Below are 23539 nucleotides of genomic sequence, written 5' to 3'. Positions count from 1 at the left end.
TGGTGACGGTACTCAGCCCCCGCCCCGACCTGTGGACCCTCGACCCAGGCGTCCTCCACCTCAACCACGGCTCGTACGGCGCCGTGCCGCGCCGCACCCAGGAGGTGATGGCCGGGCTCCGCACCGAGATGGACGCCAACCCGATGGTCTGGTTCCGGACCGTCGCCGACCGGCTGACCACCAGCCGCCTCGCGCTGGCGTCGTTCCTGGAGACCGACCCGGCCGGGTTCGCCCTGGTCCCGAACGCGAGCGCCGGCGTCACCGTCGCGCTGGCCACGCTGCCGATCCCGGCGGGCAGCCGGATCGTGCTGACCGACCACACGTACGGCGCGGTCCGGTACGCCGCCGAGCGGTTCGCCAGGGCACACCAGGCCGAGATCGCGATCGTGCACATCCCGCTCGAGGCCGACGACGAGACCGTGGTCTCGCTGATCTCGGAGCGGCTCGACAACGCCTCCGTGCTGATCGTCGACCAGATCACCTCCGGTACGGCGAAGGTGCTGCCGGTGGAGGCCCTGGTCGAGGCCGCGCACGCGCACGGCGTACCGATCGTGATCGACGGCGCGCATGCCCCGGCGCTGATCGACGCCCCGGCCCCCGCAGGCGCCGACTTCTGGACCGGGAACTTCCACAAGTGGCCGGCCGCGCCGCGGGCGACCGCCGGGCTGGTGGTCGCGGAACAGTGGCGCACGGCAACGATGCCGCTGATCGTCTCCTGGTCGGAGTACGACGAGCGGATGCCGGAGCGCTTCGACATGCAGGGCACGTACGACTACGTCCCGTGGATCGCCGCGCCCGAGTCGCTGAAGGTCCTGGCCGAGCTGGACTGGCCGACCCGGCGCCCGCAGCTGACCGCGCTCGTCGAGGAGGGCGCCCGGATCCTGGCCAAGTCACTGGGCACCGGCGTCGCCGAGGTCGTCCACCCGCCGACGACGATGCGGCTGGTCGAGCTGCCGTCCTCTGTCGACCTGTCCGGCGGCGACGCGCTGAAGATGCGGATCTCGCGCGAGCTGAAGGCCGAGATCACGTTCACCGGGTTCGAGGAGCGCAAGTTCATCCGGTTGTCGGCGCATGCGTACAACTCGCTGGCGGAGTACCAGAAACTGTCGGAGGGGCTTCGTACAGTCCTCGGGTGAACGACATCAAAGGGTCTTACAACATTGCCGCCGCCGACTACCACGCGATCCTGAAGGACTATCACCGCCGGGATCCGTTCGAGATCGGCGCGTTGGACTACTTCGCCGCGCTGGTCACGGACGGGCCTGTCGGCGACCTCGGCTGCGGGACCGGGCGGATCACGTCGTACCTGGCCGGTCGTGGCCTGGACGTGTTCGGGATCGACCTGACGCCGGGGATGATCGAGGTGGCGCGCCGGGAGTATCCCGAGCTGCGGTTCGAGGTCGGGTCGCTGTTCGACCTGGACCTGAAGGACGGCGAGCTCGCCGGAGCGCTCGCGTGGTACTCGCTCGTCCACACCCCGCGCGAGGACCTGCCGGCGGTGTTCGCCGAGCTGTACCGCGTGCTCCGGCCCGGCGGCTACCTCGTGCACGGCTTCAAGGTCGGCGGCGGCAGCCGGCACCTGAGCAACGCCTACGGCCACGACCTCGACCTCGAGGTCTACAGCTACGACCCCGCGGACGTCGCCGGGCTGCTCGCCGGCGCCGGGTTCGCCGAGGTGGCGACCCTGACGCGCGCGGCGATACCCGGCGAGAAGGACAAGGCGCAGGCGGCGCACCTCGTCCGCAAGCCCGCTACCCCTTGATCGCTCCGGACGTCAGGCCGGCGACGATCTGGCGGTTGAAGAACAGGAACATGATCAGCGGCGGGATCGTGATCAGCAGGATGTCCATGAACAGCAGGTTGTACTGCGTCGTGAACTGACTGGAGAAGTTGTACAAGGTCAGCTGCACGGTCGCGTTCTGGTCACCGGGCAGGAAGTACAACGGGTTCACGAAGTCGTTGAACACGTTGACCGACTGCACCACCACGACCGTCACGATCACGGATCTGAGCAACGGGAACACGACCTGGAAGAACAACCGCAACGGCCCCGCGCCGTCGATGATCGCGGCCTCGTCCAGCTCCCGCGGGATCGTCGCCACGAACGCGCGGAACAACAGGATGCAGAACGACAACCCGTAGGCGATCTCGATCAGTATCAGCCCGGGCATCGTCTTGAACATGCCGAGCTTCTGCAGCACCCAGATCGTCGGTACGACGGCCGGCGGGATGATCAGCCCGGCCAGCACCAGGAAGTTGATGAACCCGTTCCAGCGGCTCTTCCGGCGCTGCAGCACGAACCCGGCCATGGCCGCGAGCACCACCATCCCGGTGACGCTGGCCACGGTCAGGATCGTGCTGTTGATGAACGCGATCACCAGCATGTAGTCGCGGGCCTCGACCACTTCGATGAAGTTCTGTACGAAGCGGAACTGGTGCGGCCAGGAGAAGCTCAGGTCGGCCGACTGGGTCCGGTCCTTCACCGCGGTCAGCAGGATGAACGCGAACGGGATCACGAACACCACGATCGACACGAAGATCGCGACCGCGCTCAGGACCCACTTCCGGCCGGGGCGGTGGTTGACGAGTTCCGCCGTACTCACAGGTCCACCTCCTTGCGGTTCAGGAACCAGGACAACGGCAGGATGATCGCGGTGACGGTGATGAACAGTACGACGTTGCCCGCGGTCGACAGGCCGTAGAACCCGGCCTGGTACTGCTTGTAGATCACCGACGCGATCACGTCCGAGGTGAACCCGGGCCCGCCGCGCGTCATCGCCCAGATCAGGTCGAAGGACCGCAGTCCGCCGATCAGCGACAAGATGATGACGGTGACGGTGGCCGGCCGGGACAGCGGCAGCACGATCCGCCGGAACTGCTGCCACGACCCGGCGCCGTCGACCCGGGCGGCCTCGATGTACTCACGGGGGATCGAGACGATCCCCGCGATGTAGATCAGCGTCGCGAGCCCGACGCCCTTCCACACGTCGACCGCGGCCACCGAGAGCAGCGCCCATTTCGGATCGGTCAGCCAGCCGGGACCGTTGATCCCGAGCAGCCCGAGCGACTCGTTGATCAGGCCCTTCTCCGGGTTCATCAGCACGGTGAAGGTCAGCCCGACGCCGATCGTGGAGACCAGCACCGGGAAGAACACCACCGACCGAAGGTAGCCGCGGGCAACGATCTGCGACGTCAGCAGGACCGCGAGCAGCAGTCCGAGGACCACCTTCGACCCTGACGTGACGACGGCGTAGATCAGCGTGTTGGTGAAGCCCTTGACCAGCGCCGGCTCCTGGAAGAACAGCTTGAAGTTGTCCAGCCCGATGAACTTCGACTCGAACAGACTCCACCGGGTCAGGCTGAAGTAGAGCGAGGCGAACGTCGGGACCAGGAACAGCACGCCGTAGATGATGGCGGTCGGCAGGTAGAACCAGTTCGAGTACGGACGGTAGACCTTGCTCCCGGCCGCCGAAGCGGCCGGTCGCGTCTTACTACGCTCACGTGGTTTCACCGAGGTGATCGCCACGGACCTCACCAACCTGCCAGGCCGAGCTGCTGGGCCTGCTTCTTCACGTCTTCGTCGTACCGCGCGGCGCCGTCCTTCGCCTTGCGGATACCGGAGCCCACCTCGACCGTGATCTGCTCGAGCGACGGGCCCTTGACCGGCGACAGGAACTCCAGCGCGAGGCTCGATCCGTCCGGCTTGTCGAGGTACGGCTGCATGTCCTTGATCGCCTGCGGTACGTCGTCGCCGAGCGTGCAGCCCTTGACGGCGTACGGACCGGTCGGTGCGCCGGCGGTGTTCTGCGAGGCACAGCCGTCCGGGCTGGCGACGAAGGCGAGGAACTTCTTCGCCGCGTCCAGCTTGTCGCCGGTCGTGGTCTTCGGGATGTACAGACCACCCGGGGTCCACAGCGTCAGACCGTTCTTGCTCGCGTCGTCACCAGGCAACGCGAACAGGCCGACGGTCTTGGCGGCGTCCGGGTAGGTGGCGACCATGTTCGCGACCACGCCGGACAGGATCGGGTAGTGCGCACCCTTGCCGGTGGCAAGCATCTTCAGGCCGTCCGGCAGCTTCGCCGAGGCGAAGTCCTTGTTCTCGTAGCCGGCGTCGTGGACCGCTTCGGTGTGCTCGAACCCCTTGAGCGCGGCCGGCGAGGTGGCGTACTTCGCTTTGTTCGCGGTGTAGTCGTCGGCGAACGTCGGCTCGGATGCGGCGACGTTGTGGAAGTCGCCGAGGACGAACAGCTGCGACGTCCAGGTCTCGCCGTACGTCTGGATCACCGGGGCGACGCCGGGGTCCTGCGCCTTGATCTTGGCGTTGTTGGCCATGAACTCGGCCCAGGTCTTCGGGATCTTCAGCCCGAGCTTGGTGTAGACGGGGATGCTGTACAGCACCGCGCCGCCCATGAAACCGCCGACGGGTACGCCGTACACCTGGCCGTCGGCGGTCACGGTCTTCTTGAAGTTGTCGTCCAGGTTGCCGATGTACGGCTGGTCGCTGATCGACACCAGGTTCTTCTGCGGGGCGATCGCCTGGAACAGCGACCCGGTGTTGTAGCCGAAGACATCGGGCATGTCGCCGGTGGACAGCCGGGTCTTGACGATGTTGTCGCCCTCCGTACCGGCCGGGCGGGTCTCCGTCTTGATCGTGATCCCGGGGTTCTTCGCGGTGAAGTCCTTGATCAGCTGGTTGGCCTCCTTCACGTCCTGATCCTGGTTGCCGATCAGGTACGTGATCTCGACCGAGTTGCTGCCGGAGTCACTGCTGGATCCGAGACTGCCCGCGCTGCACGCGGTGAGCACCAGCGAACTGACGGCGAGAAGCGCCAGTCCGCTAGCTCCTGGGCGGAACCTCATCTTGACCTCCAAAGGATGTTGTTCAAAGCAGCGGGGCGGTGTCGGGGATTGGAATCAGTGGTTGAACTCAGTTACTGAACTCAGTGGTTGAGCAGGGCTTCGAGCTTGGCCTTCAGGGCCTCGGCGCTCGGGGTGAATCCACGCGGGCTGATCGCGTCGACCAGTCCGGCGGCCGGCTGGTCGAGGTACCGCTCGAGGCGGGCGGCGAGCTCGGCGTCGTCGGTGACGACCCCGCTCTCGGCGGCCGCGGTCGCGAGTTCGGTCCAGGTGGGTTCGTGGTCCATCAGTTGCCGGATCGTCGCGTCCGCGGCCAGCTCGGGGAGCTCGGCGTGCGGGTCGTCGACGGTCCATTCGTGCGTACCGTGCTCAACCTCGACGACGCCCTGTCCGGGTACGTCGACCTTCGCGCGGGACCCGACCGGAACGGTCACCGACAGCGTGACCTGCCCGTCGGCGCGAGTCCACGCGACCGACGCCTCGCCGTACGGCGTGAGGTGCTTGGCGGATGCCTTCGTCAGCTGCCCGGTCAGGAGCGGCCGTACGTCGATCGTGCGGTACCCGGGCTCGGCCGCCGCGAGGCCGGCGACCCGGCGGTGCATCCAGTCGGCGACCGCACCGAGGGCGTAGTGGTTGAACGACGTCATCTGGCCGGGGTTGATGCTGCCGTCGGGCAGCATGCTGTCCCAGCGTTCCCAGACCGTCGTGGCTCCCATCGTCACTGCGTACAGCCAAGAGGGGCAGCCTGTCTGTAGCAGAAGGCGGTAGGCCAGGTCAGGATGTCCGGAATCGGCCAGAGCGTCGGCCATCAGCGGCGTTCCGACGAATCCGGTACTGATCCGGAAGCCCGCCGTACGGACCAGGTCGGCGAGCCGTTCGCCGGCCCGCTGCCGCTGGGTCTCGGTCGGCAGCAAGGCCCACTGGAGCGCGAGTGCGTAAGTAGTTGCCGCGTCGCTCAATACCCGGCCGCCGTCGGTCGCGTACTCGGTCGCGAACGCCTGCCGGACGCGCGCTGCCAGGTCGGTGTACTCCTGGGCCAGATCGGCGTGGCCGAGGATCTTCGCGGCCTTCCCGACCACCTCGGCCGAGCGGGCCAGATGCGCGGTTGCGACCACGTCCGGGTCCGCCTTGGCGGCGAACGCGTTCTCCGGCGGAGCAGTCGGGTCGAGCCAGTCGCCGAACTGGAAGCCGCCGGACCAGAGCAGGTCGCTGCCGGCCAGATCGGCCATCTTGTCGACCCAGGCCCGCATGCTCGGCAGTTGCCGAGCGAGCAGTCCGGCGTCGCCGCTGCGTTCGTAGATCACCCAGGGGACGATCGTTGCCGCGTCACCCCATGCGGCGGTGGCCGGGGACTCGTTCCGCAGTACGTCCGGTACGACGTACGGCACCGAGCCGTCCTTCTGCTGCTCGGCCGACAGGTCGGCCAGCCAGTTGGTCAGGAAGCCGGCCGTGTCGAACAGGAAGCTGGCGCTCGGGGAGAAGACCTGGATGTCGCCGGTCCACCCGAGCCGCTCGTCACGCTGCGGGCAGTCGGTCGGTACGTCGACGAAGTTGCCGCGCATGCCCCACACCACGTTCTGGTGGAACTGGTTGAGCAGCTCGTTCGACGACTCGAACCAACCGGTGCGCTGCAGGTCGGACCCGATGACGATGGCTTCGAGGTCCTGCTTCGCGAGCGCGTCCACGCCGGTGACCTCGGCGTACCGGAAGCCGTGGAAGGTGAGCGGGGAGTCGAGCACGACCTCGTCGGGTCCGGCGAGGAAGTAGGTGTCGGTTGCCTTGGCGGTGCGGAGCGGACGAACGCCGAGCTCGCCGTTCTCGAGGACCTCGGCATGGCGTACGACGATCTCGTCGCCCTCAGCGCCACCGCGGACCTTGAGCCGGACGCGACCGACCAGGTTCTGCCCGAAGTCGACGAGCGTCTTGCCGGACGGCGAGGTGGTGATCTCGAGCGCGGGAAGGACGTCGGTGATCCGGACCGGCGGGCCGTCGGGGGCGACGAGCAGGTTCAGGTCGGCGTCGAGTACGTCGACCGGCGTGGGCTCGCCGGGCTGCTTGCGGAGGTCGGTGGTCTGGCCGTCGTACAGGTCGTCGGCCAGGACGTTGCTCTCCCGGGAGGTCCAGGTGCCGTCGCTGCCGAACGTGTGGACCTGGCCGTCCTCGGTGGTGACCTCGAGCTGCGCGAGTACGGCGAGGCGATCGCCGTACAGCTGCTTCTGGTCCTGGAAGCCGATCCGGCCGCGGTACCAGGCGTTGCCGACGAGGAACTCGAGCTTGTTCTCACCAGGTTGGACAAGCTCGGTCACGTCGTACGTCTGGTAGCGCAGCCGGTACTGGTACGCCGTCCAGCCGGGCGCGAGCTCCTCGGTGCCGACGCGCTGCCCGTTGAGCTCGGGGATGTAGATCCCGTACGCCGTCGCGTAGAGCCGGGCTTTGACGATGCCTTCCGGGAGATCCGCGACGCCCGCGATCAGGGGAGCGGGGGAGCCGTGCGGGTTCTCCCGCGGGCTGACGAACCGCGCGGTCCAGTCGTCGGACGCGAGCAGGCCGGCCTCGACGGTCGCGGGCTCACTCCACTCGCTCCAGTCGTCGTTGCCGCGCACCCGGACCCGGACCTGCGCGGTCTCCCGGGAGCCGAGCGGGTCAGCCGGCCAGGGCACCAGCACCTGGTCGGGCGACTGGACCGTGAACGCCTGCGTCGTGCCGGTCGTGATCTCGAGCTCGTACGCCGTCTGCGCGTAGCCGGCGTCAGCGGCCGGGACCTGCCAGGAGATCCGGGGCGTCGCAGTGCCGATCCCGGCAGCGGGCGCGGGTCGATGCTCGAAGCGAAGGGCGGTGGGTGCGGCGAGGTTCGACATGAGGCTCCAACTCAGCGAGTGAAACGATTCATTGGGTGCGCTGACAAAACGTCGTGATCTCGGTTGATTGGCGGCGGTGTCATTCGGGGGACGTTTCGCCTGTTCCCCGATCCTGTGCCCGGCAGTCGCCGGCGAGTAGCCCGAAGTGCACTCGGTCTAGCACGATCTGCACCTCGGGCCATATCGTGACGTATGGCCGACGAGCCGGTGAGGACCCGCGGGACGGTGCTGCACTTCGTCGAAGGGACGGTCGTGCACGCCGGCCCACACCTGCACGAAAAGTCCCATCCGCTGCACACGCACAGCTTCTTCGAACTGCTGCTCGTCACCGGCGGTGAAGGCATCCACCACAGCCTCGCCGGCCGGCAGAAACTCCAGGCCGGCGACGCGATCCTGCTCCGTCCGGGCGTCTGGCACGAGTACGTCGACTGCACCGCGCTCGAGGTCTACAACTGCTGTTTCTCGGCCGATCTGGTCCGCCGCGAACTGGCCTGGGCACGCGAGGATCCCTTACTGGGTTACCTGTTGTGGACCGGGCCGTTCTCCGCGCAGCGCCGGGGCATGCTCGCGACGCACCTCGATCCGGACACGATGAAGGAGGCGGTCGGGCACCTCGACGGCTTGCGCCAGCTGCGCGACCAGCCGCTCAGTCGCAACCGCGGCGAGATCATCGGCTGGCTGTCGCTGTACCTGAGTTGCGTCGCCCGGACCGTGGCCGATCGCGACGATCGACGTGAGCACACGCATCCCGCCGTACTCGACGCGATGCGGTTGATGGAGGCCGACCCGGCGCGGCACTGGACGTTGACCGACCTGGCCGGCGAGCTGCACCTCGCGCCGGGGTATCTGGTCCGGTTGTTCAAGTCGGTGACCGGGCTGCCGCCGATGGCGTACCTGTCGCGTCATCGCGTCGAGCTCGCGGCCGACCGGCTGCTGCACACGGACCTGCCGATCAGCCGGATCGGGGAGTCCGTCGGCTGGCCGGACCAGAACTACTTCGCCCGCCGGTTCAAGTCGCACTACGGCCTGTCCGCGTCGGCCTATCGGCAACGTTTCAATGCCGTGAAGTCGACACTTTCCTACCGTTGATCAGGAGCTCGAGGCCGTCCAGGATCCGCTGCAGGCCGAATTCCAGGCCCTGGTTCTCGCTGCCGGCCGCGGTACGCATCGCGGTGGTCAGGTGCGGGAACCGCTCGGCTTCGGTGCTGAGGATCTGGGTGAGCGATTCCTGCATGTCCTCTTCGGATAGGCCGGTGGTGTGGCCGGGGAATGTCGTGGACTGCTGGGCAATGTTCCGGACGTGGCTGGTGATGACCAGAATCGAGTCCATCTGCTCGCCGCCGGTCAGCCCGGTGTCGGTCAGCGCCGCGATGCCGCGCTCCATCCACATGAGCTCGTTCGGCCCGAGCAGGCGGCGGCCGACGGTCGACAGGAGCAGCCACGGGTGGCGCGTGAATCCGTCGTACAGATCGATGGACCAGGTGTGGAGCGCCTCGCGCCACGGTAGGTCGGGGCGGTCCGGCGGGGCACCCATCGCCAGGTCGCTCATCACGGCGATGAGTTCGGTCTTGCCGGGGACGTACCGGTAGAGCGCCATCTTCGTCACCGGCAGCTCGCCGGCGATCCGCTGCATCGACACCGCGTCGAGGCCCTCCGCGTCGGCGATCCGGATGCCCGCCTCGGCGATCCCGGTCAGCGTCACCGCCGGCTTCGGGCCGCGGCTCGGCAGCGAGGGCTTGCTCCAGAGCAGGTCAGACATCCTTCGATCCTTTTCGAACTGAAACCGACTTGAACTGTGTCTACCATACACTTTACTGTGTCCGACAGACACAATTACTTCTGAGGAGGATCACGATGAAGGTTCTGGTATCGGGTGCGAGCGTGGCGGGGCCGTCGGTGGCGCTCTGGCTCGGTCGGGCGGGGCACGACGTGACGGTGGTCGAGATCGCCCCGGCGCTGCGGCAGGGCGGGTACGCGGTGGACTTCCGCGGCGAGGTGTTCACGACGGTTCTGGACCGGATGGGCGTGCTGTCGGACCTGCGGTCGCTGCAGACCGGCGGCAACGCGATGCGGTTCGTCGACGCGTCGGGTCGCCAGCTGATGCGGTTGCCGGCCGAGTTCGCCGGCGGGGACCTGGAGGTACTGCGGGCAGACCTGTCGCGGGTCTTGTACGAGCACAGTCACGAGCAGGCGACGTACCGCTTCGGGGACTCGATCGCGAGTCTGACCGAGCATGCGGATCGTGTGGATGTGCGGTTCGAGAGCGGGCTGGAGGACACCTACGACCTGGTCATCGGCGCGGACGGCATGCACTCCGTCGTGCGGCGGCTGGCGTGGCCGAAGGAGCGGGTGGTCGAGCGCCACCTGAACTACTACGTGGGCGGCTGGGAGGTTCCGAACACGCTGGGGATCAGCGGCGACTCGCTGATGTACAACGTGCCGGGCAAGCTGGCGAGCGTCAGCGCGGACCGTCGCGACCCGGGGCTGGCGCAGACGCTGTTCGTGTTCAAGTCGGAGGAGCTGACCTACAACCGGCGCGATCTCGACCAGCAGAAGGCGATCCTGCGCGCGCACTTCGACGGTCTCGGCTGGCACGTGCCGGAGCTGCTGAAAGGGTTGCCGGCGGCAACAGAGTTGTACTTCGACTCGATCAGCCGGGTGAGCGTTGATCGTTGGTCCACCAACCGGATCGTGCTGCTCGGCGACGCGGGGTACGGCGCCACGTTCGGAGCGCTCGGGACGGGTACGGCGGTCGTCGGTGCCTATGTGCTGGCGGGGGAGTTGGCCCAGGCGGGCGGCGATTTCCGGGCTGCCTTCGACCGGTACGAGGCGCTGCTGCGGAAGGCGGTGTCGACGACCCAGGACGGGAGTCGCGCAGGGTCGTTCCTGGCGCCGGCCACCCGGTTCGGGCTGACGGCGCGGAACCGGATCCTGGACATCCCGTTCTTCAACAACCAGATGATCAAGATGGCGCAGAAGATGAGCGAACTGATCGAGCTGCCCGACTACTCAGTGAAGGAGGGGAAGTTCGTGCAGGAATGACTCCCACGAGTCAGGGAACCAGCCCGGGACTCCGAGCACGGCCATGTAGAGCCAGATCGCGACGAGCACGCAGAGGAACAGCGCGAGGGTGCCGAGCGCCTTCAGCCAGGCGGGCTGCTTGCCGGTCCAGGTGGTGAGTGCCTTCACCCAGTCCTTGACCCGGTACAGCAGCCGCTGGGCCCACTCGAACTCGCTGGCCAGCACGGCCAGACCGGCGATGAACAGCGGGATCCCGCCCGGTCCCGGCAGCCAGCCGGTGAGTGGGGCGGCGATGATCAGCAGGCCGCCGAGGACGCCCACGCCGATCCGGTAGAACAGCAGCTTGCGCGGATTCTCGCGAATCCGCCGCCGCCACTCCCACCGGTCGTCCGCAGCATCCAACGTGATGTTGTGATCGGTGCGGTCGGGACTCTCATGCTCGGCCACACCGTCAGCCTACCGGGCAGCTACGAACTGGCCGGGTTACCGAACTCCCAGTGCCACGGTTCCTCGCGGCTGCCGCCCTGCTCGGCCCAGGCCGGGTGGACCCAGCCGTACGTCGGGGCGTGCGACTTCATCCACTGGTATTGGGTGGTGTTGTACTTGTCGATCCCGCCGCAGAGGTCGACGGCCACGCCCCAGCCGTGGTTGGAGGTGCCCGGAAGGGCAGCCAGCGACGGCTTGCGCGCGTACAGGTCCACCTGGGAGGCGTACGAGCGGTACGAGTCGGTGATGCACAGCGACTTGCCGAACTGGGCCCGGTAGGCGCTCGAGAGCTGCAGGTACGCCGCAGCCGCGTCGCAGCGGAGCATGTGCCCGCCGCCGATCCCGCACAGCTTGCTGGCCGGGATCATGCCGTTGGTGTAACCACCCCAGCCGGTGCTGGCCGAACCGGTCGCCAGGAACGGCATCGGGTTGACCGGATCGCCGCCGAGACGGACCTCGAAGTGCAGGTGCGGACCGGTGGAGTTGCCTTCGGTGCCGACAGCACCGATCTGCTGACCTGCCTTCACCTGCTGCCCGTCGGTCACGTCGATGCGGCTCAGGTGCGCGTAGAGCGTTTCCAGCCCGTTGCCGTGGTCGATGCGGACCAGGTTGCCGGCCCACGCCGGGTGCTCCACCCGGACGACACCGGACGTCACCGCGCGGACCGTAGTACCAACAGGTGCGGGGAAGTCCTGGCCGGTGTGGAATCCGGTCTCCCACATCGACCCGGACTGACCGAACGGAGTACCGATCTCGTAGGTCCCGTCCGGCAGCGGCCAGGTCCAGGCGCCGGAGCCGACGTTGTACGACGTTGCGGTATTGCCGCAGCGGAACGCGTACGCGTCCGACGTCCCGACCGGGGCGACCTGCGGCTTGGCCGGTGCGCCGAGGGTCGGGCGGAGGGCGGCGTACAGGTTGTCGGGGACGGTGGTGACGACGACCGAGCCCTTCGCCTCGTCGGCGGCGATCATCTCGCCGTTGTCGAGCGCGATGCCGATGTGGACGAGGCCGAGGGACTTGCTGCCCATCACGAGCAGGTCGCCCGGCTGGATCCAGGCGTTCGGGACTGCCTGGTAGTCCGGGTACACCTTGCTGACCAGGTTCGGGAGGGTGGTGTAGGGCTGCCACGCGACGCGGGCGGCGCCGAGGCATCCGTACTTGTCCGGTCCGGTCGCGGCGACGCCGTACGGCTTGCCGACCAGGCTGAAGGCTTGGTTGACCGCACGGATCGTCTCGGCCGACATCACTCGTACCGTGCGGCCGGCGACGGCGGCAGACGCGACACCCGGGACCGGCGTACCGCGGCGGGTCAGCGGCGCCAGCCCGGTGGGGAGCTTGGCAGGGTTCTTGAGTACGGCGGCTGCCGGGGGAGTGATCTTCGCGGACGTCAGCTCGGTCAGGTACGTCTGCCAACGTGCGAGCGCCTGCTGGTTGCGGACGAGCTGCAGCTGCTTGGACAGAGCGGAGGCGACGTCCAGGTCAGCGGTCTGGTCGGCCATGGCCGCTGAGGCGTCGGCGGCCTTCTGCTGCACCTGCTTGCTGAGGTCCTGCGCCTTGGCAGCAGCGTCGTTCGCGGCCTGCCGCTTCGTCGTCGCTTCGGACTTGAGCCGGTTCGACTCGTTCTCGGCCTCCATCGCCATCCGGTACTGCGAGACCTGAGTGCTGCCGAGCTGCGTGATCGCGGTCTGCCGGTCGGCGATCTCCTGGAGGTTCTCGGCGACCGGGGCGAGCGACCAGAGCATCGACTCGGTGCCCATCACGGTCGGGATGCCGAGCTGGTAGGCCTGAGCGGTCAGGAGGCCGAGCTGGCGGCGCTCCTCGTCGGCCTTGCCCTTGGAGACCGTTGCGGTGGCTTCCGCCTTCTTCGCGGCGGCCTCGGCGGTCTGCGCGTCCTTGAGTGCTTTGGTGTAGGCGATCGTCGCCTTGGCGAAATCGGCCTGGACGGCGGCGGCCTCGGCCTGGAGCTGCTCGAGGGACCGGTTGACATCGGTCACGGAGGCGGGTGGCGGGGGCGTGGGGTCGTCGGCGTACGCAGGCAGTGCGACGACTGCCAGCAGCGTGCCGAAAGCTGCCAGTCGCAGCCCCCGACGTCTCCCCAGATCCATCGGTCCCCCATGAATTTCGCCTCACGCGCCCACCCAGCCTACCCCGGGAGACGGACCGTGCTGGGGTGACCTATTAAAGTTCAGTACATGGCCTCGCACTTTGACGTTGTTGTCCTCGGCGCGGGTCCGGGTGGGTACGTCGCGGCGATCCGCGCAGCCCAGCTCGGCCTCAAGACCGCAATCATCGAGAAGAAGTACTGGGGCGGTGTCTGCCTGAACGTGGGCTGTATCCCGTCCAAGGCGCTGCTGCGGAACGCCGAGCTGTCGCACATCTTCCGCACGGAGGCGAAGACCTTCGGTATCAGCGGCGAGGTGACCTTCGACTTCCCGACCGCTGTGCAGCGCAGCCGCAAGGTCGCGGACGGCCGGGTCAAGGGCGTCCACTTCCTGATGAAGAAGAACAACATCACCGAGTTCGACGGCTGGGGTTCGTTCACCGACGCCAACACCCTGGACGTGACGCTGAACGACGGCTCGTCGGAGACCGTCACGTTCGACAACTGCATCCTGGCCACCGGCGCGACCACCAAGCTGCTGCCGGGCACCCAGCTGAGCGAGCGCGTGGTGACGTACGAGGAGCAGATCCTCACCGAGGAGCTGCCGGGCTCGATCGTGATCGCCGGCGCCGGCGCGATCGGCGTCGAGTTCGCGTACGTGCTGGCGAACTACGGCGTGCAGGTGACGATCGTCGAGTTCCTCGACCGGGTCGTCCCGCTGGAGGACATCGAGGTCTCCAAGGAGCTCGCGAAGGCGTACAAGAAGCTCGGCGTCGACGTACTCACCGGCACCCGGGTCGATTCGATCGACGACTCCGGCGACAAGGTGAAGGTCACCGTCACCGGCAAGGACGGCGCCCAGAAGACCCTGGAGGCCGACAAGGTCATGCAGGCGATCGGCTTCCAGCCGCGGGTCGACGGCTACGGCCTGGACAAGATCGGCGTCCAGCTGACCGAGCGCGGCGCGATCGGCATCGACGGGTTCTGCCGGACCAACGTGCCGAACATCTTCGCGATCGGTGACGTGACCGCGAAGCTGATGCTCGCGCACGCCGCCGAGGCGATGGGTGTGATCGCGGCCGAGACCATCGCCGGGCACGAGACGATGGAGCTCGACTACAAGATGATCCCGCGGGCGACGTTCTGCCAGCCGCAGATCGCCAGCTTCGGGTGGACCGAGGAAGAGGCCCGGCTGGAGGGCTTCGACGTCAAGGTCGCCAAGTTCCCGTTCACCGCGAACGGCAAGGCCCACGGCCTCGGCGACCCGACCGGTTTCGTCAAGGTCATCAGCGACGCCAAGTACGGCGAACTGCTCGGCGCGCACCTGATCGGCCCCGAGGTCACCGAGCTCCTGCCGGAGCTGACGCTGGCCCAGAAGTGGGACCTCACCACCAAGGAACTGGCCCGCAACGTTCACGCTCACCCGACGCTGAGCGAGGCGTTGCAGGAGGCCTTCCACGGCCTCGAAGGGCACATGATCAACTTCTGAGATCAGGTTCGATCAAGGTCACGGTTGGGTGCCAACGCGGCACAACCTCATCCGGGTCCGGGAGCGCGCGGCTGTAATGACCACGTGAGTTGGTCAGCGCCCCCGGACCCGCGTGTGTTTCACGGGTACTCCGACGCGCCGTCCCACTCGATCCTCGTGACGGTCGGGTGGTGCCTGTCGGGCGGGTTCGTGCTGCTCGGATTTCTGGGCCTGTTCATGATGGGCGCGCCGTCCGATCCGTGCGCCCCGGACGGGGTCGGGTGCGGGCCCGAACCCACGACGTTCGGGGCGGTCGGCGTGGGGTTCCTCGTCGCGGCTGTGGTTGCCGCGGGGTGGTCGTTGTTCTGGCAGGCGCGGGATCGGCGCTATCGCTTCCAGCCTCCGCCCAACTGGCCGGCCGTCGAGCTGGGATGGCGGCCGCCGCGGGGGTGGACTCCGCCGGCCGCGTTTCCGCAGGCTCCCGAGGGCTGGAAATTCTGGCAGTAGATCGTCACCGGTCAGAGATGTCGCCGATGACCGGCTTGACGTCGACGATCGGGGTGCCGTCGAGGGCTTCAAGGTTGTTGACGTGCAGGCGGAGGTCGTCGACGGCTAGGACCGTGACTCGGTGCAGGCCGAGCGGGTTCGGGCGATCGGGGGAGCGGGTGCTGAAGACGCCTGTGGGCGGGCGGCTCGTGTCGCTCCGCGGATGGACCTTCTGTACGTCGCGGTCAGCGCGGTCGAACCAGGTGATGAGGATGAGCTCGTCGCCGGCCTTGACGTCGGCGAGCGCAGCACGCACTGACTCGTCGAAGACGACCCAGGCGTCAGGCGCACCCTCGTCGCCCTGACGGGGAGCGTCGGCGAGGTCGCGCAGACTCGACTCGACCCGGGCCACGGGATGCAGTTGCATCCGATCCGGCTCCCGCACCTGGTCGGCGCGGGCCGGGGCCGGGGATTGCTCGTGGGCGGTCACCGCGGGGTACCTGTAGATGGTCTGCATCGGCTCGCCGGGGGTGTGGATGTGGAAGGCGAGGCCGGGGTGGGCGGACGGATCCACAACGCTGCCGGTGCCGGTGGAGGGCTCGAAGGGGACGGGGACGGTCGACCGGATGCCGGGCGCACCACGGACGGGATGGCCGGCGAACGTGGTGACGATGGCGTTGTGCACATGGCCGGTGAGGATGGCTGTGATCGGCTTGCCGGTCAGCACGGCCGCCACCGCATCGCGGTCCTGCAGCATCCACTGATCCATCACGGGGTGATGCAGGTCGAGCGGTGGGTGATGCATCGCGACGAAGACCGGTCCGTCGAACGGCTCGCGCAGTACGCCGTCCAGCCAGGCGAGGGACTCGTCGGAGAGCAGGCCGTGGTTCTGCTCCGGCACGGTGCTGTCGACGAGGACGAAGCGCGCCGCACCCACGTCGCGGACCTGATGTACAGGATGACCGTCGCCGGGTGAGTCCACGAACGACTTCAGCCCGGCCCTGAGCGGCGAGCTGGCGTCGTGGTTGCCCGGCAGCACCAGCACCGGGACGTCCAAGGCCAGCTCGCCGGCGAGTTCGGCGTACTCCGTCTCCAGCCCGTGGTCGGCGAGGTCGCCGGTGACGAGTACGACGTCCACCGACGACGCCCGGACGTACGACGTGATCTTCCGCAGCCGTGATCGCGCCTCCTCCGAGCCGTCGAGATGCGGGTCACTGAGGTGCGCGATCACGTACATGTCAGCACAGTACTGGTCAGGCCGGGTGCCGGAAGAGGGTCTGGAGCGGGACGCCCGGCTTGTAGATGTGGAGCGCCAGACCCGGGTGGGCGGTGGTGTCGTCGACGAGGCCACCGCCGGGAGCCGGCGGTTCGAAGGGGAGCGGCGGGGTCGAGCGGACGCCTGGTGCGACCAGGAACGGCAGCCCGGCGAAGGTCGTCGCCAGCCCGTTGTGTACGTGCCCGGCGAGGATGGCCGTGATCGGTTTGCCCCTCAGCACCGCCTCGAGCTCCGGGCCGGAGCGGAGCAGCCACTGGTCGAGGACAGGGTGGTTCAGCTCGAACGGCGGGTGGTGGAAGGCCACGAACAACGGCCCGTCGACCGGTTCGGCCAGTATGCCGTCGAGCCACGCGAGCGACTCCGCGGACAGCAGCCCGTGATCCTCACCCGGGACCGAGGTGTCGAGCAGCACGAACCGCGCGCCGCCGACGTCCTGCACCTGGTGCACCGGATGCCCTTCACCGGCCGAGTCGACGAAGTCCGCGAGCCCGGCACGCAAGGGCGCGCTGACGTCGTGGTTACCCGGCAACACCAGCACGGGCATATCCAGCTTCAGCTCGGCGGCGAGCTCGGCGTACTCGGACTCGAGACCGTGGTCTGCGAGGTCGCCGCTGACCAGCACGACGTCGACCGGTCGCCGGAACTCGCGCAGGTACGACGTGAGCTTCCGCAGCCTGTTCCGAGCCTCGTCGGAGCCGTCGAGATGGGGGTCACTGAGGTGCGCGATTACATACATAACCGGAATTATCCGGAGAATCGCCGAAGCCCGCTGGCATTATCCACAGAACCCCGCGGGCAGATCGCTGCACGGAACCAGGTCGCCACGATCGAGGATCGGACGGGCCTGCGTCGACCGCACGTAGTCGAGGAAGGCCGCGGTCAGCGACTTCGCCGCCGGTGCCTTGTACGTGTACGCGTGCTCGACCTCCCAGAACTTGTACGACCGGTCCGCCACCTTCGACGTGTCCGGTACGACGCTGTCGATCGTCACCGGCGTGAGCTGCGGATACTTGCGGGCGCCGCCGAGCTCGGCGTACCCGATCGCGCCGTCGATCTCGTTGACCCGCGTCAGCAGCTCCTCCGTCGTACCGACCTCACAGCGGTGGTACTTCGTTGTCGCGGCGTCGTCGTCGCGCCGGCAGTCGTCCGAGGTGATGCCGAGTTCCTGGTCGCCGCCGAGCACCTTCTCGCGGAACACCAGCCGTGAACCGGACGCCGGGCCGACCCGGCTAACCATCCGGATCGGCAGGTTGCGGCCGCCGACCTGCTCCCAGTTGGTGATCTTGCCGTTGTAGATGTCCCGCAGCTGGGCACTGGTCAGGCCGGTCACGTCCGCGGCCCGGTTGACGACGACCGCGAACACGACAACGGCGACCGCCTCGCCGCTGAGACCGGGCGCGTCAACCGCCGGGCCGTCCGACATTGCGATCACCTTGCTCGCCGCGTTGCCGTCCTTGGCGCCCAGGGCGCTCAGATCGCTGACGCCGCTGCGGCTGCCGTTGGCGGCGATCGTGATGTCCGCGTTCGAGCACTCGGCGATGTACGCGCTGCGCAGCTCGGTCATCGTCGGCTCGACCGCCGTGGATCCAATCACTCGCAGCTCGCCCGACGCGCAGTTGCGCGGCGGCTGCAGCACGTCGACCAGGAAGAACGCGACAAGAGCGCCGACCAGCACCAGCGTCGTCGCGCCGAAGATCAACGTACGCCGGCCCGGGCCGCGCGGCCGCGGTTCGTGGTACACGCCGCCGTTCGCCCCGCCGGCCAGGTAGCCGGAGTGCGTGACGTCCTTGCCCTTGCCCGACAGCACGAGCAGGAACTTGAAGTGGTCACCGCGGTTGATCGCGAGCTTCGGCACCGTGATCGCGTCGGTGTCGACATAGTCGGCCGGCTTCATGTCCGCCTCGAGCAGGTCACCGATGTCCGGCGGGTGTGACTCGACCACCTTCATCCGGACGATCTTGCGGCCCGGGAAGGTGAACTTCACCGCGCCCTGCATGTCCTTGGCCTCGATGTCGGTGCCGGTGTTGTCCACCCGGAGCAACACGATGCTCGGGTCGTGCACCGCCTTGCCCTGGTGGACGACCTCGATGTCGACCATTTCCTTGGCGCGGTTCTGCCGGGGATGCACCCCGATCTGCGCGTCCACCTGGACCCGGTAGACGAGCCGCTTGCGGCGCCAGACGTACCGGTCGAGCAGCCACACGATCGCAGTACCGATCAGTGTGACGAGGGCGATGACCGTCTCGATGTTGATGCTGCCGAACCCAGAGAAATCGAACAACCTTGTCCTCCGTCTACGAGTACAGGACGCTAGTGCCCGGCGGTGAACGGCCGCTTACGGAGTGATGACGCGCCGGGGGGAGACTTGGCCGGGTCGGGTCGCTCTGGAAGATTGTCCGCATGGGTGAACAGGTTGATGTCGTCGTGGTGGGGCTCGGGGTCGGCGGCGAGGAGACCGCCGGGCGGTTGGCGCAGGCCGGTCTGAGGGTGATCGGGATCGAGTCGCGGCTGGTGGGCGGTGAATGCCCGTACTACGGGTGCATCCCGAGCAAGATGATGATCCGCGCCGCGAACCTGATCGCCGAGACCAGGCGGGTCGAAGGCATGGCCGGTACGTCGACGGTGCAGCCGGACTGGGCCCCGGTCGCCAAGCGCATCCGCGAGGAAGCCACCGACACCTGGAACGACCAGGTCGCGGTCGACCGTCTGGTGAACAAGGGCGCGACCGTGATCAAGGACCGCGCGACGGTCACCGGGCCGAGCACCGTCAAGGCCGGCGACCGCGAGTTCGAGGCGACCCGCGGCATCGTGATCGCGACCGGCACGATCCCGTCCGTCCCGCCGATCGATGGCCTGGCCGGTACGCCGTACTGGACGAACCGCGAGGCGATCGAGGTCGAGGTGCTGCCTGCGTCGCTGCTGGTTCTCGGCGGCGGCGCGATCGGGATGGAGCTCGCGCAGGTGTTCGCCCGCTTCGGGGTGAAGGTGACCGTGATCGAGGGCGCCGACGAGGTGCTGGCGATGGAGGAGCCCGAGTCCGGGGTGCTGGCGCGTGAGGCGCTGGAGCGCGACGGCGTGACGTTCAAGCTCGGCGCCCACGCCAAGCAGGTCGAGTACGCCGGGGACACGTTCACCGTCCGGCTCGAGAACGGGTCGTCGGCCAGCGGCGAGAAGTTGCTGGTGGCAACAGGGCGCCGGATCGCGACGGCCGACCTCGGGCTGGAGAAGCTTGGTCTGGACCCGAAGGCCCGCCGGATCGAGGTCGATGAGCACGTCCGGGCCGCCGACAGGGTCTGGGCGATCGGCGATGTCACCGGCGTCGGTGTGTTCACGCACAACGCCATGTACCAGGCCGACATCGCGGTCCGGGACATCCTGCAGGAGCCGGACGCGCCGACCGCGAGCTACCACGCGATGCCGCGGGTGACGTTCACCGACCCGGAGATCGGCGCGGTCGGGATGACCGAGAAGCAGGCGCGTGACGCCGGGCTGAACGTACGGACCGGCTCGACCCCGATCCCGGCCTCGACACGCGGGTGGATCCACAAGGCCGGCAACGAGGGCTTCATCAAGGTGATCGAGGACGCCGACCGTGGCGTACTCGTCGGCGCGACCAGTGCGGGGCCGACCGGTGGCGAGGTGCTGAGCGCGCTCGCGGTCGCCGTGCACGCCGCCGTACCCGTTCACTCGCTGCGACAGATGATTTACGCATACCCGACGTTCCACCGTGCGATCGGGGAAGCACTCAAAGCTTTGTGAGATCGCTTGTTGCGAATCAGTCGCAAGTAGATCAAGAATGTTGCTGTGCATGTTCCTGATGGCTTCTTCGACGCGCCGACCTCCGTCGCCACCGGCCTGATCGCGGCCGGGGCGGTCGGCTTCAGCCTGCAGCGGGCGAACCGGGAGCTCCGCGAGACCGGTCCGGCGCTGGCCGGTCTGACCGCGGCGTTCGTGTTCGCGGTGCAGATGGTGAACTTCCCGGTCGGGGCCGGGACGAGCGGCCACCTGCTCGGCGGTGCGCTCGCGGCCGCGCTGGTCGGGCCGTGGACCGCTGTACTGGTGATGGCCACGGTGCTGCTGGTCCAGGGGCTGCTGTTCGCCGACGGCGGTCTGACGGCGCTGGGCACGAACATCACGCTGATGGGGCTGATCACGGTCCTGGTCGGGTACTTCCTGACGCGGGTGCTGTTGAAGGTCATGCCGCGGCGGGCGGGCAGCGTCGTACCGGCTGCGACTGTTGGTGCGCTCGTGTCGGTTCCGGTCGCGGCGCTGGCGTTCACGGGGCTGTACGCGATCGGTGGCGCGGTCGACATCCCGCTCGCGAAGCTCGCGACGGCGATGGTCGGCTGGCACATCCTGGTCGGCATCGGCGAGGCGGTGATCACCGCGGCCGTGCTGAGCGCGGTCGTCGCGACCCGACCTGACCTCGTGTACGCCGCTCGGCATCTGCAGCAGGACCTCGTCCTGGTCGATGCCGATGGCAACACTTCGACGGTGTCACCGGACAGGCCGATCGCGGCGAAGCCGACCGGGCGGTCGCTCGGGATCGGCGTCGCGGTCACGCTGGTGGTCGCCGGTGGTCTGAGCCTGTTCGCGAGTGCGCATCCGGACGGGCTGGAGTTCGTGGGCGCCAAGCTCGGGTTCGACGGCGCGGCGAAGGACTCGGCTGTGGCGAGTAGCCCGCTCGCCGACTACGGCGTCCACGGGATCGGCAACGCGCAGGTGTCCGGCGCGCTCGCGGGAATCATCGGCGTACTGGTGACGATCGTGGTCGGCCTGGCGATCGCGAAGCTCGCGTCGCTGCGCGCGAACAAGGCATCGTGACCGGCGACGGCCTTCTCGTCGCGGTGGACAGTCCGGTCCACCGCATCCCGGCGCAGGTGAAGCTGGTCGGGCTGTTCGTCTTCGTGCTCGCGGTCGTGTCGACACCGGCCGGCATTTTCTGGGCCTTCGGTGTGTACGCCGCGATGCTTGTGGCAGCTGTCGTCGCGGCCAAGTTGCCGGCGCCGGTGGTGTCGCGCAGACTCGCGGTGGAGACGCCGTTCATCGTGTTCGCCTTGCTGCTGCCGTTCGTGGCGACCGGTCCACAGGTCTCCGTCCTTGGTCTGCAGCTGTCCCAGTCGGGTGTGCTTGGCGCGTGGAACGTGCTGGCGAAGGGCACGCTCGGAGTGATCGCGGCGATCTTGCTGTCGGCAACGACCGCGCCGCGGGAACTGCTGGCCGGGCTGGAGCGGCTGCGGTTGCCTGCGACGCTCGTGGCGATCTTGTCGTTCATGGTCCGCTACTTGAGTGTGGTGTCAGATGACCTGCACCGGATGCGGGTCGCCCGGGAATCCCGCGGGTACATGGGCGGCCGGGTCGGCCATCTGAAGGCCGTGGCCGGGGGAGTGGGGGCCTTGTTCGTGCGGAGCTTCGAGCGTGGGGAGCGGGTGCATCTGGCGATGCGGTCGCGTGGATATACCGGACGGATGCCGTTGCTGAGTACGCAGGGTGCGTCGCGCGGACAGTGGATGGAAGGGCTGACGATCTCAGTGATAGCGGTCGTGGTTGCCGTGGCGGCGAGGGTGGTCGGCTTGTGAGTGGTCCTGCGATTCAGGTCGAGCGGTTGGTGTTCGCCTACCCGGACGGGCGGCAGGCGCTGTTCGGTGTCGACTTCACGGTCGAGCGCGGCGAGCGGGTCGCGCTGCTCGGGCCGAACGGCGCCGGTAAGACGACGCTGGTCCTGCACCTGAACGGCATTCTCGGCTCGGTTGCCGGCGGCACCGGAAGCGGTCGCATCCAGATCGGCGGGACGGGTCTGCACCGTGAGCACCTCGGCGAGATCCGGCGAAAGGTCGGTCTGGTCTTCCAGGACCCGGACGACCAGCTCTTCATGCCGACCGTGCGCGACGACGTCGCCTTCGGTCCCGCGAACCTCGGCCTGCGCGGCTCCGAGCTAGACGACCGCGTGCACGAGGCGCTGGTCCAGGTCGGGATGCAGGACCATGCAGACCTGGCTCCGCATCACCTGTCCTTCGGCCAGCGCCGTCGCGTCGCCGTGGCAACCGTGCTGGCGATGCGGCCTGAGGTCCTGGTGCTCGACGAGCCGTCGAGCAACCTCGACCCGGCCGCCCGCCGCGAGCTGGCGGACATTCTGGCCGGGCTGGACGTCACGCTGCTGATGATCACGCACGACCTGCCGTACGCGCTGCAGCTGTGCGAGCGCAGCCTGCTGATGGACGGCGGCCGGATCGTCGCGGACGGCAAGACCCGCGACCTCCTCGGCGATGCCGACCTGATGCAGGCCCATCGCCTGGAGCTGCCCTACGGCTTCGATCCGCTCTCGGTCTCCGGTCCCGAACGCTGATCGGCCGGGGCCGCCTCGAAAGCCGTCCGAAGACGGGTGCGGGAGGCGGTCAGGTGGGCGTGCATCGCCCGATCGGCTGATTGGGTGTCGCGCTCGCGGATGGCCGTGACGATCAGGTCGTGCTCGTCCAGCGCGTCCTCGGTGACGCGAGAGTCGCGCAGCAGGCGGAAGAGCTGCAGGTGGCAGTGGAGCTTGGCGAAGATCTCGCCGAAGTAGCTGTTCCCGGTCGCCCCGATCACGGCCTCGTGGAACTCGGCGTCCGCACGGGCGAAGGCGCCGTACGACATCGTGCCGGCCTGGTAGCGGGCGCGCATCTCGGCGGCGATCTGCGCGAGTTGCTCGACCTCGTCGCCGCGGTGCCGGCCGGCCGCGAGGCCCGAGCAGTACGGCTCGATCAGGAACCGGGCCTCGAAGAGATCCTCGAACCGCTGCGGCGTCAGCTTGGGCGTAGCGGAATATCCGATCAGATGCGTTTTGGTCACGAGGTCCTCGGCCTCGAGCCGGTTCAGCGACTCCCGGACCGGTGTCTGGGAGACCCCGAGCCGGCGGCTGAGCTCGTCGACCCGGATCCGCTCACCCGGCTGGATCTGGCCGTCCAGCAGGAACTCCTGCAGTCGCTCGTAGACGACGTCACTCATCC

At 68.2% G+C, this 23539-nt stretch carries 21 protein-coding genes; 10 read left to right on the top strand and 11 right to left on the bottom strand.

Translation table 11 applies throughout. The features are described 5' to 3' along the window. The first annotated feature begins 2 nt into the window (after positions 1-2). Both FDA38_RS19505 and FDA38_RS19500 read left to right on the top strand, forming a co-directional pair. Positions 3-1136 carry an aminotransferase class V-fold PLP-dependent enzyme gene (locus FDA38_RS19505; protein ID WP_233714794.1) on the top strand — a complete coding sequence of 378 codons (1134 nt, stop codon included), beginning with the start codon at positions 3-5 and terminating at the stop codon, positions 1134-1136. Further along, positions 1133-1762: a class I SAM-dependent methyltransferase gene (locus FDA38_RS19500; protein ID WP_137255428.1), complete on the top strand. Its 630-nt coding sequence runs from the start codon at positions 1133-1135 to the stop codon at positions 1760-1762. The genes FDA38_RS19505 and FDA38_RS19500 overlap by 4 nt, the downstream gene beginning before the upstream one ends. Here the strand turns inward: FDA38_RS19500 and FDA38_RS19495 are convergent. From FDA38_RS19495 to FDA38_RS19480, 4 genes are all read right to left on the bottom strand, one after another. Continuing rightward, entirely contained in the window at positions 1752-2603 is an 852-nt protein-coding gene (locus tag FDA38_RS19495; RefSeq protein WP_137255427.1) for a carbohydrate ABC transporter permease, read from the bottom strand. The two genes, FDA38_RS19500 and FDA38_RS19495, sit on opposite strands and share 11 nt — an antisense overlap. After that, positions 2600-3526, bottom strand: coding sequence for a carbohydrate ABC transporter permease (locus tag FDA38_RS19490; RefSeq protein WP_233714793.1), 927 nt, complete (start codon positions 3524-3526; stop codon positions 2600-2602). Before FDA38_RS19490 ends, FDA38_RS19495 begins: the two co-directional genes overlap by 4 nt. Before the next feature lie 5 nt (positions 3527-3531). Continuing rightward, positions 3532-4860, bottom strand: a complete 1329-nt coding sequence (locus tag FDA38_RS19485) for an ABC transporter substrate-binding protein (protein WP_137255425.1) — start codon at positions 4858-4860, stop codon at positions 3532-3534. An 80-nt stretch (positions 4861-4940) separates the two neighbouring features. Continuing rightward, positions 4941-7715 (bottom strand): alpha-L-rhamnosidase, encoded by a 2775-nt coding sequence (locus tag FDA38_RS19480; protein WP_137255424.1) that lies wholly within the window; start codon positions 7713-7715, stop codon positions 4941-4943. A 192-nt stretch (positions 7716-7907) separates the two neighbouring features. Here FDA38_RS19480 and FDA38_RS19475 point away from each other — a divergent pair, with 192 nt between their 5' ends. Beyond that, on the top strand, positions 7908-8804 hold the full coding sequence (locus FDA38_RS19475) for an AraC family transcriptional regulator (protein ID WP_137255423.1): 897 nt from the start codon (positions 7908-7910) through the stop codon (positions 8802-8804). Here FDA38_RS19475 and FDA38_RS19470 read toward each other — a convergent pair. Further along, complete coding sequence (locus tag FDA38_RS19470) at positions 8770-9474, bottom strand: TetR/AcrR family transcriptional regulator (protein ID WP_137255422.1); 705 nt, start codon at positions 9472-9474, stop codon at positions 8770-8772. The two genes, FDA38_RS19475 and FDA38_RS19470, sit on opposite strands and share 35 nt — an antisense overlap. A gap of 95 nt (positions 9475-9569) precedes the next feature. Between FDA38_RS19470 and FDA38_RS19465 the strand changes: the two genes are divergently transcribed. Beyond that, positions 9570-10757 (top strand): FAD-dependent monooxygenase, encoded by a 1188-nt coding sequence (locus tag FDA38_RS19465; protein ID WP_137255421.1) that lies wholly within the window; start codon positions 9570-9572, stop codon positions 10755-10757. Here FDA38_RS19465 and FDA38_RS19460 read toward each other — a convergent pair. Next, positions 10725-11183 (bottom strand): PGPGW domain-containing protein, encoded by a 459-nt coding sequence (locus FDA38_RS19460; RefSeq protein WP_137255420.1) that lies wholly within the window; start codon positions 11181-11183, stop codon positions 10725-10727. The genes FDA38_RS19465 and FDA38_RS19460 overlap by 33 nt on opposite strands. A 20-nt stretch (positions 11184-11203) precedes the next feature. Next, positions 11204-13327 carry a peptidoglycan DD-metalloendopeptidase family protein gene (locus tag FDA38_RS19455; protein WP_137255419.1) on the bottom strand — a complete coding sequence of 708 codons (2124 nt, stop codon included), beginning with the start codon at positions 13325-13327 and terminating at the stop codon, positions 11204-11206. A gap of 87 nt (positions 13328-13414) precedes the next feature. On the opposite strand from FDA38_RS19455, the gene lpdA reads away from it, so the two are divergent. Further along, positions 13415-14812, top strand: a complete 1398-nt coding sequence (gene lpdA, locus FDA38_RS19450; protein WP_137255418.1) for a dihydrolipoyl dehydrogenase — start codon at positions 13415-13417, stop codon at positions 14810-14812. Between the two features lie 84 nt (positions 14813-14896). Further along, complete coding sequence (locus tag FDA38_RS19445) at positions 14897-15298, top strand: hypothetical protein (RefSeq protein WP_137255417.1); 402 nt, start codon at positions 14897-14899, stop codon at positions 15296-15298. 4 nt (positions 15299-15302) lie between these two features. Here FDA38_RS19445 and tsaA read toward each other — a convergent pair whose 3' ends face one another. Genes tsaA through FDA38_RS19425 form a run of 3 tightly spaced genes read right to left on the bottom strand, consistent with a single transcriptional unit; the run spans position 15303 to position 18834 of the window. Next, complete coding sequence (tsaA, locus tag FDA38_RS42680; protein ID WP_202877731.1) at positions 15303-16514, bottom strand: tRNA (N6-threonylcarbamoyladenosine(37)-N6)-methyltransferase TrmO; 1212 nt, start codon at positions 16512-16514, stop codon at positions 15303-15305. A 16-nt stretch (positions 16515-16530) separates the two neighbouring features. Beyond that, positions 16531-17289, bottom strand: a complete 759-nt coding sequence (locus tag FDA38_RS19430; protein ID WP_137255416.1) for a metallophosphoesterase — start codon at positions 17287-17289, stop codon at positions 16531-16533. A 39-nt stretch (positions 17290-17328) separates the two neighbouring features. Continuing rightward, complete coding sequence (locus FDA38_RS19425; RefSeq protein ID WP_137255415.1) at positions 17329-18834, bottom strand: PstS family phosphate ABC transporter substrate-binding protein; 1506 nt, start codon at positions 18832-18834, stop codon at positions 17329-17331. 119 nt (positions 18835-18953) lie between these two features. Here FDA38_RS19425 and FDA38_RS19420 point away from each other — a divergent pair, with 119 nt between their 5' ends. Genes FDA38_RS19420 through FDA38_RS19405 form a run of 4 tightly spaced genes read left to right on the top strand, consistent with a single transcriptional unit; the run spans position 18954 to position 22899 of the window. Beyond that, positions 18954-20312 (top strand): dihydrolipoyl dehydrogenase family protein, encoded by a 1359-nt coding sequence (locus tag FDA38_RS19420; protein ID WP_137255414.1) that lies wholly within the window; start codon positions 18954-18956, stop codon positions 20310-20312. Between the two features lie 45 nt (positions 20313-20357). Further along, positions 20358-21377, top strand: a complete 1020-nt coding sequence (locus FDA38_RS19415) for an energy-coupling factor ABC transporter permease (RefSeq protein ID WP_137255413.1) — start codon at positions 20358-20360, stop codon at positions 21375-21377. After that, positions 21374-22132 carry a cobalt ECF transporter T component CbiQ gene (gene cbiQ, locus FDA38_RS19410; RefSeq protein ID WP_233714792.1) on the top strand — a complete coding sequence of 253 codons (759 nt, stop codon included), beginning with the start codon at positions 21374-21376 and terminating at the stop codon, positions 22130-22132. Before FDA38_RS19415 ends, cbiQ begins: the two co-directional genes overlap by 4 nt. Next, complete coding sequence (locus FDA38_RS19405; RefSeq protein ID WP_137255411.1) at positions 22129-22899, top strand: energy-coupling factor ABC transporter ATP-binding protein; 771 nt, start codon at positions 22129-22131, stop codon at positions 22897-22899. The genes cbiQ and FDA38_RS19405 overlap by 4 nt, the downstream gene beginning before the upstream one ends. Here FDA38_RS19405 and FDA38_RS19400 read toward each other — a convergent pair. Continuing rightward, positions 22857-23537, bottom strand: a complete 681-nt coding sequence (locus tag FDA38_RS19400; protein ID WP_170989791.1) for a GntR family transcriptional regulator — start codon at positions 23535-23537, stop codon at positions 22857-22859. The genes FDA38_RS19405 and FDA38_RS19400 overlap by 43 nt on opposite strands. Between the last annotated feature and the right edge of the window lie 2 nt (positions 23538-23539).

It is taken from the genome of Kribbella jiaozuonensis, from assembly GCF_005233875.1.
Lineage (GTDB): Bacteria > Actinomycetota > Actinomycetes > Propionibacteriales > Kribbellaceae > Kribbella > Kribbella jiaozuonensis.
This window is presented reverse-complemented; position numbering and strand designations above follow the sequence as displayed.